The organism is Micromonospora sp. WMMD975, assembly GCF_029581215.1.
GTDB lineage: Bacteria > Actinomycetota > Actinomycetes > Mycobacteriales > Micromonosporaceae > Micromonospora.
The window spans coordinates 3,922,499-3,937,231 of the sequence record NZ_CP120739.1; the positions used below are offsets into that span (position 1 = coordinate 3,922,499).

Annotated in this window: 15 protein-coding genes; 10 read left to right on the forward strand and 5 right to left on the reverse strand. The window is 76.5% G+C overall.

What is annotated here, in order from left to right; genetic code table 11:
• Positions 1-36: 36 nt before the first annotated feature.
• The 3 genes from O7613_RS16930 to O7613_RS16940 form a co-directional block, all read right to left on the reverse strand.
• Entirely contained in the window at positions 37-1,725 is a 1,689-nt protein-coding gene (locus tag O7613_RS16930) for a DNA polymerase Y family protein (RefSeq protein ID WP_282289270.1), read from the reverse strand.
• Positions 1,726-1,886: 161 nt separating this feature from the next.
• The gene (locus tag O7613_RS16935; protein WP_281587437.1) at positions 1,887-2,642 is read right to left on the reverse strand and encodes a hypothetical protein; all 756 of its coding nucleotides are present in this window, start codon (positions 2,640-2,642) and stop codon (positions 1,887-1,889) included.
• A gap of 169 nt (positions 2,643-2,811) precedes the next feature.
• Complete coding sequence (locus O7613_RS16940; RefSeq protein ID WP_281587436.1) at positions 2,812-3,300, reverse strand: SAV_6107 family HEPN domain-containing protein; 489 nt, start codon at positions 3,298-3,300, stop codon at positions 2,812-2,814.
• 544 nt (positions 3,301-3,844) lie between these two features.
• Between O7613_RS16940 and O7613_RS16945 the strand changes: the two genes are divergently transcribed.
• From O7613_RS16945 to crtI, 10 genes are all read left to right on the forward strand, one after another.
• Positions 3,845-5,242 (forward strand): ferredoxin reductase family protein, encoded by a 1,398-nt coding sequence (locus tag O7613_RS16945; RefSeq protein WP_281587435.1) that lies wholly within the window; start codon positions 3,845-3,847, stop codon positions 5,240-5,242.
• A 20-nt stretch (positions 5,243-5,262) separates the two neighbouring features.
• Complete coding sequence (locus tag O7613_RS16950; protein ID WP_281587434.1) at positions 5,263-5,781, forward strand: FMN-binding protein; 519 nt, start codon at positions 5,263-5,265, stop codon at positions 5,779-5,781.
• Positions 5,778-6,575 carry an FAD:protein FMN transferase gene (locus O7613_RS16955; protein WP_281587433.1) on the forward strand — a complete coding sequence of 266 codons (798 nt, stop codon included), beginning with the start codon at positions 5,778-5,780 and terminating at the stop codon, positions 6,573-6,575. The genes O7613_RS16950 and O7613_RS16955 overlap by 4 nt, the downstream gene beginning before the upstream one ends.
• 36 nt (positions 6,576-6,611) lie before the next feature.
• Positions 6,612-7,382: a TetR/AcrR family transcriptional regulator gene (locus O7613_RS16960; RefSeq protein ID WP_282289271.1), complete on the forward strand. Its 771-nt coding sequence runs from the start codon at positions 6,612-6,614 to the stop codon at positions 7,380-7,382.
• A gap of 261 nt (positions 7,383-7,643) precedes the next feature.
• On the forward strand, positions 7,644-8,132 hold the full coding sequence (locus tag O7613_RS16965) for a YbaK/EbsC family protein (protein ID WP_282289272.1): 489 nt from the start codon (positions 7,644-7,646) through the stop codon (positions 8,130-8,132).
• Positions 8,129-8,860, forward strand: coding sequence for a monooxygenase (locus O7613_RS16970; protein WP_281587430.1), 732 nt, complete (start codon positions 8,129-8,131; stop codon positions 8,858-8,860). Before O7613_RS16965 ends, O7613_RS16970 begins: the two co-directional genes overlap by 4 nt.
• Complete coding sequence (locus O7613_RS16975; protein ID WP_281587429.1) at positions 8,857-9,411, forward strand: GNAT family N-acetyltransferase; 555 nt, start codon at positions 8,857-8,859, stop codon at positions 9,409-9,411. Before O7613_RS16970 ends, O7613_RS16975 begins: the two co-directional genes overlap by 4 nt.
• Positions 9,412-9,467: 56 nt before the next feature.
• Positions 9,468-10,310 carry a carotenoid biosynthesis protein gene (locus O7613_RS16980; RefSeq protein WP_282294555.1) on the forward strand — a complete coding sequence of 281 codons (843 nt, stop codon included), beginning with the start codon at positions 9,468-9,470 and terminating at the stop codon, positions 10,308-10,310.
• On the forward strand, positions 10,307-11,434 hold the full coding sequence (locus O7613_RS16985; protein WP_282289273.1) for a glycosyltransferase family A protein: 1,128 nt from the start codon (positions 10,307-10,309) through the stop codon (positions 11,432-11,434). Before O7613_RS16980 ends, O7613_RS16985 begins: the two co-directional genes overlap by 4 nt.
• Positions 11,435-11,446: 12 nt before the next feature.
• The gene (gene crtI / locus O7613_RS16990) at positions 11,447-12,934 is read left to right on the forward strand and encodes a phytoene desaturase family protein (protein ID WP_282289274.1); all 1,488 of its coding nucleotides are present in this window, start codon (positions 11,447-11,449) and stop codon (positions 12,932-12,934) included.
• Between the two features lie 64 nt (positions 12,935-12,998).
• Here crtI and O7613_RS16995 read toward each other — a convergent pair whose 3' ends face one another.
• Both O7613_RS16995 and metF read right to left on the reverse strand, forming a co-directional pair.
• Positions 12,999-13,688: a CDP-alcohol phosphatidyltransferase family protein gene (locus tag O7613_RS16995; RefSeq protein ID WP_281587426.1), complete on the reverse strand. Its 690-nt coding sequence runs from the start codon at positions 13,686-13,688 to the stop codon at positions 12,999-13,001.
• Between the two features lie 44 nt (positions 13,689-13,732).
• A complete protein-coding gene (metF, locus tag O7613_RS17000; protein WP_281587425.1) occupies positions 13,733-14,650 on the reverse strand; it encodes a methylenetetrahydrofolate reductase [NAD(P)H] in 918 nt (305 codons plus the stop codon).
• Positions 14,651-14,733 lie beyond the last annotated feature (83 nt).

Below are 14,733 nucleotides of genomic sequence, written 5' to 3' on the forward strand. Positions count from 1 at the left end.
GGCAGGGGGGCATACCAACGCGGCGCGGCACTCCGCTCAGTCATAGACGGCCTCCACCAGCCACTGCCCGCCCTCGACCGCGAGCAGCAGGGCCGTGCCGTCGGCCAGGCAGACCTGGAACCGGGCCCGGCGGCGAGCCTCGGCCGGCGCCCACCAGCGCTCGTCCACCGGCCACGGACCGGCCCATCCGGCGATCTCGGCCGGCCGGCCGGTGCCCACGGTCAGCCGGGCCGGCGCCGCGCTGACCGCCAGTCGGGCGCTCACCACGACCGGTTCCCCCGCCGAGTCGTGCACCTCGGCCGGCAGCGGGACGGGCAGGACCACGGCCGGTGCCGGCGGCGGGATCCGACCCGGCCACGGCGGCTCGGGCACCACCCTGACCCGGCCGGCCCGGCGACCGGCCCGCACCGCCATCCCGCCCGAATCGGCGGAACCGACCGGCGGGACGGGTGGGGTGACGCCCGGCGGCGGAAGGGCCGGCAGCGGTGGTGGGCCGGGGCGGGCGGGCACCCGCTCGTCGCCCCACGGGACCAGGCGCACCTGGTCGGCCGGGGAGCGCCCGCCGCCGAGGACGGCGGTGACCACCGCCTCGGGGCCGAGGATGCCCTGCACCCGGTGCAACGCGCGGTGCGCCCGCTCCCGCTCCGCGCCGGCCTCACCCCACAGGCCGGGTTGCAGACCAGCCTGGGCGAGCACGCCGTCCGGCACCAGCCGCAGCCGGATGATCCCGGCGGTCGGCCGGGTCGGGCGGGCCCCGCCCCGGCCGTTGCTGCCGGAGAGCCAGCCGTCGAGCTGCCAGCGGACCCGATCGGCGATGGCCGCCGCGGTGAGCAGGCCGTCGTGCCGCCACACCCGGTGCAGTTCCTGGCCGTGCGCGGTGACCGCCTCGATGCCGATCCGGGTGCAGGCCAGACCGTACGCGGCCAGCCGCTCGTGCAGGCTCTCGGCCAGCGTCCGGGCGGCGAACGCGGCGGCGTCGACCCGGTCGATCGGCTCGTCGTACTCGGCGGTGACAGTCAGGTCGGCGGGCGGCTGCCGGACGGCCAGCGGACGGTCGTCCCGCCCCGCGGCGAGCCGGTGGGCCAACGCCCCGTCGAAACCGAACCGGGCCAGCACGTCCCCCGCGGGCAGCACGGCGAAGTCACCGAGGGTGCGTACGCCGAGCCGGCGCAGCAGGTCGGCCAGGGCGGGCCGGCCGAGCGCCTCGACCGGACGGCCGGCCAGGAACTCCGCGGTGCCGCCGGCGGGCACGATCTGCCCCTCCCGGGCCGCCAGCCCGGCCGCGAAGACCCCGTCGGCGATGCCGACCTGGCTCTCCACCGCGCAGCTCTGGGCCACATGCTCGACGATCCGCTCGGCCGCCGCCTCCTCGCCGCCGAGGTAGCGGCTCGGCCCCCGGGCGGCGGTGGCGCACGCGCCGGGTCGGATCACCTCGACCCCGGCGACCACCTCCTCGACGGCGGCCACCACCGGCTCGAACGCCCGCGCGTCCCGGCCGGGGTCGTGGTCGACGACGGTGAGCCGGGGGCAGCGTCCCTGCGCCTCCCGCCGGCGCAGCCCGCGCCGGATCCCCTCGGCCCGGGCCCGCTCGGAACAGGCGACCACCCGGTTGGCGTGCAGCACCACGACCGGGTCGGTGGCGGGCACCCCGTCGACGATCTCGGCGGCCAGGACGGGCCAGTCCGAACACCAGAGCAGCAGGGCACGCGGCGGGCCGCCGCTCACGGGCTCACCTCAGCTCGCGACTGCGGGGCTCGCAAACCCGGCTCACTCCTCGCGCTCACGGGCTCACCTCAGCTCGCGACTGCGGGGCTCGCAAACCCGGCTCACTCCTCGCGCTCACGGAGCCCACCTCAGCTCGCGACTGCGGGGCTCGCAAACCCGGCTCACTCCTCGCGCTCACGCGAACCTCCCACCGGGGTCACCACGCGCAGCCGGCGGGCCGGGACGGTGGGTGGGACGGCGGGCCCGGTCGAGCGCGGGATCACCCGGGTCAGTTCGTCGCCGGGCAACCACACCTTGATCTCCTTGGGCCGGGCGGCAGCGCCCCGACCGCGGGCCGAGACGGTCACCTCGCGGCGGCGCAACCGACCGCGGCCCGGCCCGAGCCCCTGCCAGACGCCGCGAACCACCTGGAGCGTCACGTCCGCGCCGTCCCACCGGCCGTACGGGACCAGCACGCTGCCCCGCTGCCGGGCCCGGGCGGCCAGCCGGGCGGAGACCGAGGCGGAGACCGAGGTCGGCACGGCGGTGACCACCACGTCGATCCCGTCGATGAGCGCGGCCACGACGGTGGGCCACTCCGGCCCCGGGTCGGGCACGAGGGCGAGCCGGTCCAGCGCGATCCCGGCCTCCGCCGCCGCACCGGCCCCGAAGGTGGGTACGCCGACCACGGCGCACCACGAGCCGGCCCGGGACGCCTCGGCGAGCAGGGCGAGGATCAGCGAGGTGGCGCCGCTGTGCCGGGGCCGGCCGACGCCGACCGCGACGGTGCTCCCGCGCCGCAGCCCGCGGTTGGGCAGCAACCCGGTCAGCTCGGCCCGGACGGGAAGCACCCGGTGGCCGCCGGCCGGGTCGGGCGTGCTCGCCGGACGCACCAGCTCGGCCAGGGCGGCGGAACCGACCACCATGCGGCCCGCCATCGGACCAACCCCCCGTCGTGTTCTGCCCCGGGCCCGGCCCGTGGGTGGCGCTGTGGATCAGCAGTGCTGTGGATCGTGTGATGCGGTGGATCTGCGGTCGGCACGCGCGTGCCGTGGGGAGCGGCGCCCGGCCACCCGGGTCCCGCCGATGGCGGCCGGGCGCCACGACTCAGGCGGCGGCCGTCCCGCGACGCGGCACGGCAGCCAGGGGCCGGTGCAGGCCGTCGAGCGCCGGTTGGTGCGCCAGGCCGAGCGCGGACTCCACCACGGTCACGAACTGTTCGGCGCCGCGGAGCAGGTCGTCGGCCTCCCGGGCGGTGACCACCCGGGGGATGCCGGCCTCGGCGGCGGCCCGCTTGCTCGCGCCGGCGGCGAAGAGGGCGGCCCACTCGTCCAGCTCGGGGGCGACGGTGGCGAGCAGCACCCAGACACTGGTGACCCGGTTGCGCCGGGTCGGCGCGGGGCGGGCGCGGGCGGCGAGCACGGCGGCGGCGGCGCGCAGCGCCGCGAGGTGGGCGGCGGCATACCGGAGGCCGTCGGGGCGGGTGCGGGCGGCCTCGGCCAACCCGTCGCGGGCCACCACGAGCAGCTGAGCGGGGGTGCGGTGCGGCAGCACGTGCGCGGGCACCGTGGGCGCCTGGGCCGGACTGGTCGGCATGGGTCTCTCCTCCGCGTGTGGCCGGGGCGGGCGGTCGCGCGACGGGGAACCGTCGCCCGGTCGCCCGGAGCGGTCGGTGCGGAGGAAGACGCACCGGTGTTGGCGGCCGGCCGGGTGGGGACGCTTCCCCACACCCACACCCGGCCGGCGTGCCGGCGGGTCCGTCGCCCGCCACCCGGGGGTCGTGGGCGGCGGGCGACGACCTGCCAGATGGGCTCGGACTCGCGACGTCCGAAGCCCGGTGCGGCCCGCGGAGCCGCACCTTCCGGAAGCCGGTGCCGCGAAACACCGCTTCCGGAGCTTGCTGACGGTGTGCGACCCGATCGCGCGGGGACTGGATCAACCGCGACCGAATCGAACACTCGTTCTAACTGCCCTGACAGTACACCTCCCCGCCGACAAAAACGCAACGTGTGACGCACCGGAGACACGCCGGGTGGGCGACGCGATTCTCAGCCGGGGCACAGCCCCGGCAAAGGAGAACCGGAACTCACCGGCCCACGGTTTACCCCATGAGCGTCCGCCGTACCGAAAAGATCTTCCGGTGACCGCCGGCGTGGCCGGCCGACCGGCCGTACGCCCCGTCCCGCCGGCCGCTCCCACCTGGTGGGCCGACGTCGCCGGCAGTCTCGCGGTGCTCAGCCTGCTGGTCGTCACCGCCCTGTGGACCGCCGACCGCGGGGTGCAGGAGCTGCTGGCCGGCGCGGCCACCGGGCTCACCTCGCTCGGCCGGCTCGCCGGTCTGGTCAGCGCCGACCTGATGCTGATCCAGGTGGTGCTGATGGCCCGGGTGCCGCTGTTCGAGCGCCGCTTCGGCCAGGACCGGATCGCCCGCTGGCACCGACTCGCCGGCTTCGTCTCGTTCCACCTGCTCCTGGCGCACGTGCTGCTGACCGTCCTCGGGTACGCCGGCACCGCCCGTCAGGGAGTGCTCGCCGAGACCTGGGACCTGGTCCTCACGTACCCCGGAATGTTGCTGGCCACCGCGGCGCTGGCGCTGCTGGCGCTGGTGGTGGTGACCTCGGTCCGCGCGGCCCGGCGGCGGCTGCGCTACGAGTCCTGGCACCTGCTGCACCTCTACGCCTACCTGGGGGTCGCGCTGGCGCTGCCGCACCAGCTCTGGACCGGCGCCGACTTCCTCGCCTCGCCGCTCGCCCGCGCCTACTGGTGGACGGTCTACCTGCTGGCCCTGGCCAGCGTGCTGATCTGGCGGCTCGGCGTGCCGGCCTGGCGCTCGCTGCGGCACCGGGTCGAGGTGGCCGCGGTGGTGCCCGAGGCGCCCGGGATCACCTCGGTCTGGCTGCGCGGGCGGGACCTGCACCGGCTGCCGGTACGGGCCGGGCAGTTCCTGCTCTGGCGGTTCCTGGACGGCCCCGGCTGGTCCCGCGCCCACCCGTACTCGCTGTCCGCGCCGCCGCACGGGGACCTGATGCGGATCACGGTCAAGGACCTGGGCGACGGCAGTGCCCGGGTGGCCGCCCTGCGCCCCGGCACCCGGGTGCTGATCGAGGGGCCGTACGGGCGGCTCACCGGACAGCACTGGCGCGGCGGCGGGCTCACCATGCTGGCCTGCGGCGTCGGCCTCACCCCGCTGCTGGCGTTGCTCTGGGAGCTGCCGTACGCGCCCGGCCAGGCGGTGCTCGCCTACCGCGCGCGTACCGCTGATGACCTGGCCTTCCGCGACGAGCTGGACCGGCTGGCCGCCGAGCGCGGGCTGGTCGTGCACCACCTGGTCGGCCCGCGGGCGGCGCGGCCGTCCTGGCTGCCCGCGTACGCCGAGGGGCTGGCCGACGCCGAGGCGCTGCGCCGGCTCTCCCCCGACGTGGCCGGGCACGACGTCTTCCTCTGCGGGCCGGACGGCTGGGTCGACGCCGTCCGCGCCGCGACCCGCGCGGCCGGGGTGCCCGACGCCCACGTCCATCACGAACGCTTCGCCTGGTGACGGGCGCGAAGGGAGGATCCGTGCGACGGATCACCATCTGGCTGCTGTCCACCGTGACCGCGCTGGTGCTGCTGTTCAGCTACCGGACCAGCACCATGGGCGCGGGCGGGGAGACCAGCGCGGTCGCCACCGGCGGCGACCCGGGCGGCAGCTCGTGGAGCGGCAGCTCCGACCCCGCCGGCGGCGGCACCGGGCCCGAGGGCGGCACCGGGTCCGACGGCGGCACCGGGTCCGACGGCGGCAGCATCGGCGGCGGTGCGAGCGGCACGGCGACCGGATCGGTGGCGCAGACCCGATGGGGGCCGGTGCAGGTGCGGATCACCGTCTCCGGCGGGAAGATCACCGACGTGACGGCCGTCCGGGTGCCCGACGGCAACCGGCGGGACCGGGAGATCAACGACTACGCGGTGCCGATCCTGCGGCAGGAGGCCCTGACCGCGCAGAGCGCCCGGATCGACAGCGTCTCCGGCGCCACCGTCACCAGCGACGGCTACCGGGAGTCGCTCCAGTCCGCCATCGACGCGGCGCACCTGCGGTGAGCGGGCCGGACCGGCGGGCCTGGGTGGAGCAGGTGATGGGGCTGCCGATCAGCGTGCACCTGCGCGGCCCGCGGGTGCGTACCCGGGCGGTCGAGGAACGGGTGGCGCGGGTCTTCGCCGAGCTGCGCGCCGCCGACACGGTGTTCAGCACCTACCGTCCGGACAGCGTGCTGGGCCGCCTCCGGGGCGCGCCGCCCGGCCCGGCGGCCACCGCCGACCCGCTGGTACGCGAGGTGGCCGGGCTCTGCGAGGCGGCCCGCGCGCGTACCGGCGGACGGTTCGACGCCCGCCGGCTGCCGCTGCCGCTCGGTGGCCTCGGGTTCGACCCGTCCGGCCTGGTCAAGGGCTGGGCGGTGGAACGGGCCGCCCGGCACCTGACCGACCTGGACGGCCACGACCTGTGCCTCAACGCGGGCGGGGACGTACTGCTGCGGGCCGCGCCGGACCGGCCGGCCTGGCGGATCGGGATCGAGGACCCGGACCGGCCGGAGCGGATGCTCGACGTGGTCGAGCGGACCGGCGGCGCGGTCGCCACCTCCGGCACCGCGCGGCGCGGCACGCACATCACCGACCCGCGCGCGGGCCGGCCGGCCCAGGCCGTCCGGTCGGTCACCGTGGTCGGCCCGGACCTGCTCTGGGCCGACGTGTACGCGACCGCGGCCGTCGCCGGCGGCGCGGACGCGCCGGACTGGCTGGCCACCCTGGACGGGTACGCGGCCCTGCTGGTGACCGCCGACGGCCGGGTCCGGGCGACCCCGGGCTGGCCCGGGCGGGCCACCGTATCCTCTGCCTGACGGCGGACCCGGGCCGCCGGAGGTGGGAGGGCAACCGTGCGGGCCGGCGAGGTGGACAAGAAGCGGCTGTTCGAGCTGCTCTGGGGTATGCCGGCCGGGCCTCGGCGCGGGCCGCGCCCCACCCTGTCGCCGGCCGCCGTGGCCCGCGCCGGCATCGCCGTCGCCGACGCCGAAGGGCTCGACGGGTTGACCATGCAGCGGGTCGCCGAGACGCTGGGCGTCACCAAGATGGCGCTCTACCGCTATGTGCCGGGCCGGGCCGAGTTGGTCGCCCTGATGCTGGACGCGGCGCTGGGCGAGCCGCCACCGGTCGACGCTGGCTCGGACGCGGACGCCGGCTCGGACGCCGGACGGACCGCACCCGGCATTCCGTCGCCGGCCGGCGACGGGTGGCGCGTGCAGCTCGACGACTGGACCCGGCGGCTGGTCGAACGGTTCCGCCGGCACCCCTGGGCCCAGGCGGCGGCCGTGGGCGCCCGGCTGCCCGGGCCGAACGAGCTGTCCTGGGTGGAACGCGTCGTCGCCGCGCTCGCCGGCACCGGGCTCACCGCCCACGAGCGGCTCGACGTGGCGGCGCTGCTGGTCGGGCACGCCCGCAACCTGGCCGGCCTGCCACCCGACTCCGGCCGGGAGGCGGCGTTCGCCGCGCTGGTACGCGGTCGCGAGACCCGCTTCCCGGCCCTGGCCGCCGCCCTGACCGATCCCCCCGCCCCCACCGCTTTCTCCCCCGACCCCACCCTGGACTTCGGCCTCACCCGCATCCTCGACGGCATCGAAGCCCTCATCACCACCCGCGCAACCCGTTGACCAGTGAGTGAGGGGTCGGCCGGGCCGCTGAGGCGGGCCGCGCCAACCGGGTGTTCAAGGAGTTTGCGTCATCACCGAGGTCGAACCTCGACGCAAACTCCTTGATCAAGCCCACAAGAGACGCCCTCGGGCCGAGGCGCGGCGATCATGAAGTTGACGGCCCCGACAGAGATCCACATCGCCGTCAACTTCATGATCGCCAGGGCGAGGGCGGGGGCGGGGTGGGGTGGGGTGGGAGAGGGGTGGGGGAGAATGGGGGGCATGCAGCCACATCCGAATGTGCGGGCGGTGCAACTGGCGCTCGACGGGGCGGGGGCGCTCGACGGGTCCGGCCGGGCCAGCGTCGTTCGTCTGCTGCCAGAGGCGGTGCACACCGCCGCCGCGGCGGCCGGGGCGCTCGGTGTCGACGTCGGCGCCATCGCCAACTCGCTTGTCTTCGACGCCGACGACGCGCCACTGCTCGTGCTCACCTCCGGCGCGCACCGGGTGGACACCGCCGGTCTGGCCGCCACGCTGGGCGTGACCCATCTGCGCCGGGCCAGCCCGGACTTCGTCAAGCGACACACCGGGCAGGTGATCGGCGGGGTCGCCCCGGTCGGCCATCCCGGGCCGTTGCGCACCGTCGTCGACACCGCCCTCGCCGGGTACGACGAGGTGTGGGCGGCCGGCGGCGTACCGCAGGCGGTGTTCCCCACCACGTACGCGGAACTGCTGCGGATCACCGGCGGCGCCCCGGCCGAGGTGGCGTGAACCCCGACCTGGTCACGCTGCACGTGTGGCGCGTACCCCGGCGGTCCCTGCCCGGGGCGCTGGCCCGGATGGCGACCCACCCGGCGCGGCTGCGCCGGCTGCCCGGCGTCCGCTTCGCCAAGCTGCTCGGCACCGGGACCGGCACCGGCTTCGGGCCGGGCGACGCCGACCTGACCCGCTGGGCCGCGCTCGTGGTCTGGGACTCCCCCGGCGCGGCGGCCGGCTTCGACGCCTCCCCGGTCGCCCGCTCCTGGGCCCGGATCGCCCACGCTGCCGTCCGGTTGGACCTGCGCCCGCTGACCAGCCGGGGCCGGTGGTCCGGGCACGAGCCGTTCGGCACGCCGACCGGCGGGCGGGTCACCGGGCCGGTGCTGGCGCTGACCCGGGCCCGGCTGCGGCCCCGCCGGGCGGCCACGTTCTGGCGGGCGATCCCGCCGGTCGCCGCCGAGCTGCACGCCGCGCCCGGCCTGCTCGCCCGGCTGGGGGTCGGCGAGGCGCCGCTGGGCTGGCAGGGCACGGTGAGCGTGTGGCGTGATCCGACGGACCTGGTCGCGTTCGCGTACCGTTCCCCCGAGCACCGCGCCGCGATCACCCGCACCCCCACCGAGGGCTGGTACGCGGAGGAACTGTTCGCGCGGTTCGCGGTGGGCGACGTGGTCGGCGACCGTACGGTGCTCGGCTGGGTCGCCGCCGAGGGCGACCCCGACTCGGCGAGAGGGAACGCATGAGGCTGGTGCGCTGGACGCCGGACGACCTGGTCCGGCGGCTGGACGACGTGGTGGCCGTCTACGGCGAGGCGATGGGTTACCGCGCCGACCTGTTGGAGGCCCGGCGCGGCTACATCGCCACCCACGTCCGACGGCCCGGGTTCCGCGCCGTCGCCAGCCTCACCTCGGAGGGGCACCTGGCCGGCTTCGGGTACGGCTATCTCGGCGCCACCGGCCAGTGGTGGCACGACCAGGTGCACCGGGCGTTGAAGGCGGAGGCCCGGCAGCGCTGGCTGGGCCACCCGTTCGAGGTGGTCGAGCTGCACGTCCGGCCGCCGGCGCAGGGGCACGGCCTGGGCGCCCGCCAGCTCCGGGCGCTGCTCACCATGGCCGAGGGCGACACCACGCTGCTGTCCACCCCGGAGGCGGACGAGCAGGCGTCGCGGGCCTGGCGGCTCTACCGCCGGTTCGGCTTCGTCGACGTGCTGCGTCACTTCCACTTCCCCGGTGACGAGCGGCCGTTCGGCGTGCTCGGCCGGGATCTGCCGCTGCCCGCGCCGGACCGGACGTGAGCGCGAGGAGCGAACCGGGCCTGCGGGCCCCGCGGTCGCGACCGGAAGGCGGCACGATCAGAGGCGCCCGGCTGCCCTGGGCGCTGCTGGCCGTGCTGGTCCTCGCCCAGATCTGCTACCCGCTCACCGGCGGCGCCACCCGGGCCGGGCTGACCGTGGCCACCGTGCTGCTCGGCTGGCTGCTCTCGGTCGGCCACGCGCTGCTCACCCGCGGCGCCCGGGCCGCCGTCGCGCTCGTCGCGGTCGCCACCGGCGGCGGGTTCGCGGTCGAGGCGCTCGGGGTGGCCACCGGGTTCCCGTTCGGCAGCTACGACTACTCCGGCGAGCTGGGCCCGAAGCTGGCCGGCGTGCCGCTGATCATCCCGCTGGCGTGGACGTGGATGGCGTGGCCGGCGTGGCTCACCGCGGTCCGGATCACCCAGGTGTTAAGCGGGGGCCCCGCCTCTACCAAAAACGTTAAGCGGGGCCCCCGCCTTGCGCTCGCGGCGGTGGGGTTGGCGGCGTGGGATCTGTTCCTCGATCCGCAGATGGTCGCCGAGGGGTACTGGACCTGGCTCGGCGGCGGCCCGGCGCTGCCCGGGTTGCCCGGCATCCCGGTCAGCAACTACCTCGGCTGGCTGGGCTTCGCGGTGCTGCTGGCCGCCGCGCTGCGCCCGCTCGCCGGGCCGTCCGTCGACCGGGTCGACCGCCGCGACGCCCCGATGTTCGCGCTCTACCTCTGGACGTACGCCTCAAGCGTGCTGGCGCACGCGGTCTTCCTCCGGCTGCCCGCGTCCGCGTTGTGGGGCGCGGCCGGGATGGCGGTGGCGGCGGTGCCGCTGGCGGTGGTGCTGTGGCGCGGTCGCCGCGACCGCTCCGGCGCCGACGCTCCCCCGCCCCGGGTCGACGCGCCGGCATGACCGCCGCCCTCGCGCTCGTGGTGGCCGTCGCCGCGCTCACCGGGCACACGCTCGTCAACGCGGTCGCCTGGCTGCGCCGCCCGGCCGCCGGGCCGGCCGAGGTGACCGAGGCGGTGGCGGTGCTGCTGCCGCTGCGCGACGAGGCCGACCGGGTCACCCCATGCCTGCGCGCGCTGCTCGCCCAGCGCGGCGTACCCGGGCTGCGGATCGTGGTGCTCGACGACGGCTCCGGCGACGGCACCGCCGACGTGGTCCGCACGGTGGCCGGCGCCGACCCGCGGGTCACCCTGCTCACCGGCGTCACCCCGCCGCCCGGCTGGCTGGGCAAGCCGCACGCCTGCTGGCAGCTCGCCACCCGCGTCGACCCGGCCCCGACCGTGCTGGCCTTCGTCGACGCCGACGTTGTGCTCACCCCGTACGCGGTCGCGGCGGCGGTGACCGAGTTGCGCGCGGCGGACGTGACGCTGCTGTCGCCGTACCCCCGGATCGTGGCGCGGACGGCGGCGGACCGGCTGGTGCAGCCGTTGTTGCAGTGGTTGTGGCTGACGTTCCTGCCGCTGCGGGCGATGGAACGCTCGCGGCGGCCGTCCCTCGCGGCGGCGGGCGGGCAGTTCCTGGTCGTGGACCGGGCCGGCTACCTGCGGGCCGGTGGGCACGCGGCGGTGGCCGACCGGGTGCTTGAGGACATCGAGCTGGCCCGGGCGGTGAAGCGGGCCGGCGGCCGGATCGCCCTGGCCGACGGCTCCCGGCTGGCGTCCTGCCGGATGTACGACGACTGGCCGCAACTACGCGACGGCTACACCAAGTCGCTGTGGGCCACGTTCGGGCACCCGAGCGCCGCGGCCGTCGTGTTGGCGCTGCTGCTCCTGCTCTACACCGCGCCGCCGCTGCTGGCGGCCGGGGCGCTGGCGGCCGGCGCCCCGGTGGTGGCCGGCGCGGCGTTCGGCGCCTACCTGGCCGGGGTGGCCGGGCGGGTGGTCAGCGCCCGCGCCACCGGCGGGCGGGCCTGGCCCGACGCGCTGGCGCACCCCGTGTCGGTCGTGGTCCTCGGTTGGCTGACCGTCCGGTCGTACCATCTGCGGAAGCGACGCCGGCTCACCTGGCGGGGTCGCCCGGTCATCTAGGAGGGGCACGCCATGGCGCGCATCGTGGTCATCGGCGCCGGCGTGGGCGGCCTCGCCGTCGCCGCCCGGCTCGCGGTCACCGGGCACGAGGTCACCGTCCTGGAACGGGCCGGCACGGTCGGCGGCAAGCTCGGCCGGTACGCGCACCACACCGCGGAGGGGTCGTGGCGCTTCGACACCGGGCCGAGCCTGCTCACCCTGCCGCAGGTCTTCCACGACCTGTTCGAGGCCACCGGCGCGAAACTGGACGAATACCTCGACCTGGTGCCGCTGGACCCGATCGTGCGGCACGTCTTCCCCGGCGGCGGCCCCGCGCTTGACTCCTGCGCCGACCCGGACCAGTTCGCCGCCCGGATCGGCGCCGCGTTCGGCGACCGCTCCGCCGCCGACTGGCAACGGCTGTGGCGCCGCGCGGAGCGGGTGTGGACGGCCTCGCACCGGGACATCCTGCGCCGCACCGTGGACTCGCCGCGCGACCTGGCCTCGCTGGCCTGGCGGCTGGGTGACCTCGCCGCCATCGCCCCCGGCCGCACGCTGCGCGGGCTGGGCCGCAGGCACCTGTCCGACCCACGGCTGCGGATGCTGCTCGACAGGTACGCCACCTACACCGGCGCCGACCCGCGCCGCGCCCCGGCCGCGCTCGTCGCCGTCCCCTACGCCGAGCTGGCGTACGGCGGCTGGTACCTGCGCGGCGGGCTGGGCACGCTCGCCGACGCGCTGCTGTCCCGCTGCCTCGACCTCGGCGTGGTGGTGCGCACCGACGCGGCGGTCACCCGGATCGACGCCGCCGGCGGCCGGGTGCACGGGGTACGCGTCGCCGGGTCGGCCGTGCCGGTCCCGGCCGACGTGGTGGTGGCCAACACCGACGCGCTCACCGTCTACCGGGACCTGCTGCCGAACCCGCGCCGACTGGCCGCGCTCACCGACCGCAGCCTGGCCGGTTTCGTGCTGCTGCTGGGCGTACGCGGTGACTCCGGGCTGGCCCACCACAACGTCTTCTTCCCCCGCGACTACGACGCCGAGTTCGACGCCGTCTTCGGTGACCCCGGTCGCGGCGTGCGGGCCCGTCCGGCGTCCGACCCGACCGTGTTCGTCACCGTGGCCGACGACCCGGCGGTCCGGCCGGACGGCCACGAGGCGTGGTTCGTGCTGGTCAACGCGCCCCGGCACGGCACCGCCGCGGACGCGGTGGACTGGCGGCGGCCGGGGCTGGCCGAGGCGTACGCGGGGCGGATCCTCGACGTGCTTGCCGAGCGGGGCGTGGACGTGCGGGACCGGCTGGTGTTCTCGGAGGTCCGCACCCCGGCCGACCTGGACGCGGCCACCGGCGCGCCGGGCGGGGCGATCTACGGCACCGCGGGCGGGCTGCTGCGCCCGGCCAACCGGGGCCCGGCCGCCGGGCTGTGGCTGGTCGGCGGGTCCACCCACCCCGGTGGCGGCCTGCCCATGGTGACCCTCTCCGCGGAGATCGTCGCCGCCGCGGTCGGGCCGGGGTGGTAAGGCGGGGCCCCCGCTTAACGTTTTCGGTAGAGGCGGGGCCCCCGCTTAACACCCGTCGGGCGGGTCAGCCGGCGTCGACGAGCGCGCGGCGGACCGCGGAGAGCAACTGGCCGAGGCCGAAGCCGGCGAGCAGCACCCACACCGTGGTGGCCATGGTGACGGTGCCGGCGGTCAGGTCGACGTCGATCAGGCCGGTGAGCCCGGCGACCAGCAGCCCGACCAGGGCCACGCACACCCGGGTGGGCCGCTCCCCCACGGTCACCGCGCCGATCTCGCGCATCCCCGCCGACACGGACCGGGCCCGCACGTACTCGTGCAACCAGGACAGGCCGCCGGCCGCGGCGACCAACGCGCCGGGCGCGCCGAGCAGCCAGAACGCGATCAGCCACGCCACCTCGCCGAGCCGGTCGGCGACCGAGTCGTAGACGTAGCCCAGCCGGGTGGTCCGTCCGGTGGCCACCGCCACCGCGCCGTCGACGCTGTCCGCCACGGCGGCCAGCAGCACGAACAACGCGCCCAGGAACGGCCCGTCGCCGGCCCGACCCACGAGCAGGGGTACGCAGAAGCAGAGCAGCACCCCGAACACGGTCACCGCGGTCGGGCCGACCCGCAGCCGACCCAGGACGAAACCCACGTGGTACGCGAAGCGCAGCCAGGCGCGCACCACGGGCGCGGCGCTACGGGGATCGAACCCACCGTGCAGCCGCGCCCACGCGGTCGCGTACTGGTCCCAGTTCAGCTGTGTGCCCACCACCGGTCAACCGTAGAAGGGCGGCGCGGGTGTCGTGTGGCGGGTGGTCACACCCGCGCGTCGGCCCGCAGGAACTGCCACACCTCGCGGGTCGCGGTGGACCGGTTGAGCGTGATGAAGTGGATCCCGGGCACGCCCTCGTCCAGCAGCTTCGCGCACATCTCGCCGGCCTGCTCGACGCCGAGCCGGTGGACCGCCCCGGGGTCGTCGGCCACCCGCTCGAACCGCTCGGCGAGCGCGGTCGGGAACGGCGCGCCGGAGAGCTGCACCGAGCGCGCGATGGTGCCGATCTGGGTCACCGGCATCACCCCGGCGAGGATCGGGGTGTCGCAGCCGGCGGCGGCGACCCGGTCCCGCAGCCGCAGGTAGTCGTCGGCGTCGAAGAACATCTGGGTGATCGCGAACTCCGCGCCGGCCCGGCACTTGCGGACGAAGTGCGCGGTGTCGCTGGCCACGTCCGGCGAGCGCGGATGCTTGTACGGGAAGGCGGCCACCCCGACGCTGAAGTCTCCGCTGTCCCGCACCAGCCGGACCAGATCCTCGGCGTAGCGGACGCCCTCGGGATGCGTGATCCACTCGCCGCCCGGGTCACCCGGCGGGTCACCCCGCACGGCCAGCACGTTACGCACCCCGACCGAGGCCAGCCGGCCGATCACGTGCCGCAGCTCGGCGACCGAGTGGTTGACCGCGGTGAGGTGCGCCATCGGCAGCAGGGTGGTCTCGGTGGCGATCCGCTCGGTCACCGCGACCGTGGTGTCCCGGGTCGAGCCGCCCGCGCCGTACGTGATCGAGACGAACGAGGGACGCAGCGACTCCAACTCCCGGATCGCCTGCCAGAGCAGCTTCTCCCCGGCGGCGGTCTTCGGCGGGAAGAACTCGAACGAGAAGGTCGGGCGGCCGTCACGGATCAACTCCCCGATCGCCGGTTGCGGGTTGGGGAGGACCGAGGGAAGACCGAGCGCCACAGACCGACTGTAGCCGCACCGGGGCGGCACGCCGAGACCGTTCCCAGCCCGCGAGCGGTCCGGCCGGGACGTCGTACCCCGGG

Bases quoted from the DNA above. Each gene is read 5' to 3' on its own strand.
- O7613_RS16935 (WP_281587437.1), bottom strand. From the start codon at position 2,642: ATGGCGGGCCGCATGGTGGTCGGTTCCGCCGCCCTGGCCGAGCTGGTG.
- O7613_RS16940 (WP_281587436.1), bottom strand. From the start codon at position 3,300: ATGCCGACCAGTCCGGCCCAGGCGCCCACGGTGCCCGCGCACGTGCTG.
- O7613_RS16965 (WP_282289272.1), top strand. From the start codon at position 7,644: ATGCAGCCACATCCGAATGTGCGGGCGGTGCAACTGGCGCTCGACGGG.
- O7613_RS16975 (WP_281587429.1), top strand. From the start codon at position 8,857: ATGAGGCTGGTGCGCTGGACGCCGGACGACCTGGTCCGGCGGCTGGAC.
- O7613_RS16985 (WP_282289273.1), top strand. From the start codon at position 10,307: ATGACCGCCGCCCTCGCGCTCGTGGTGGCCGTCGCCGCGCTCACCGGG.
- crtI (WP_282289274.1), top strand. From the start codon at position 11,447: ATGGCGCGCATCGTGGTCATCGGCGCCGGCGTGGGCGGCCTCGCCGTC.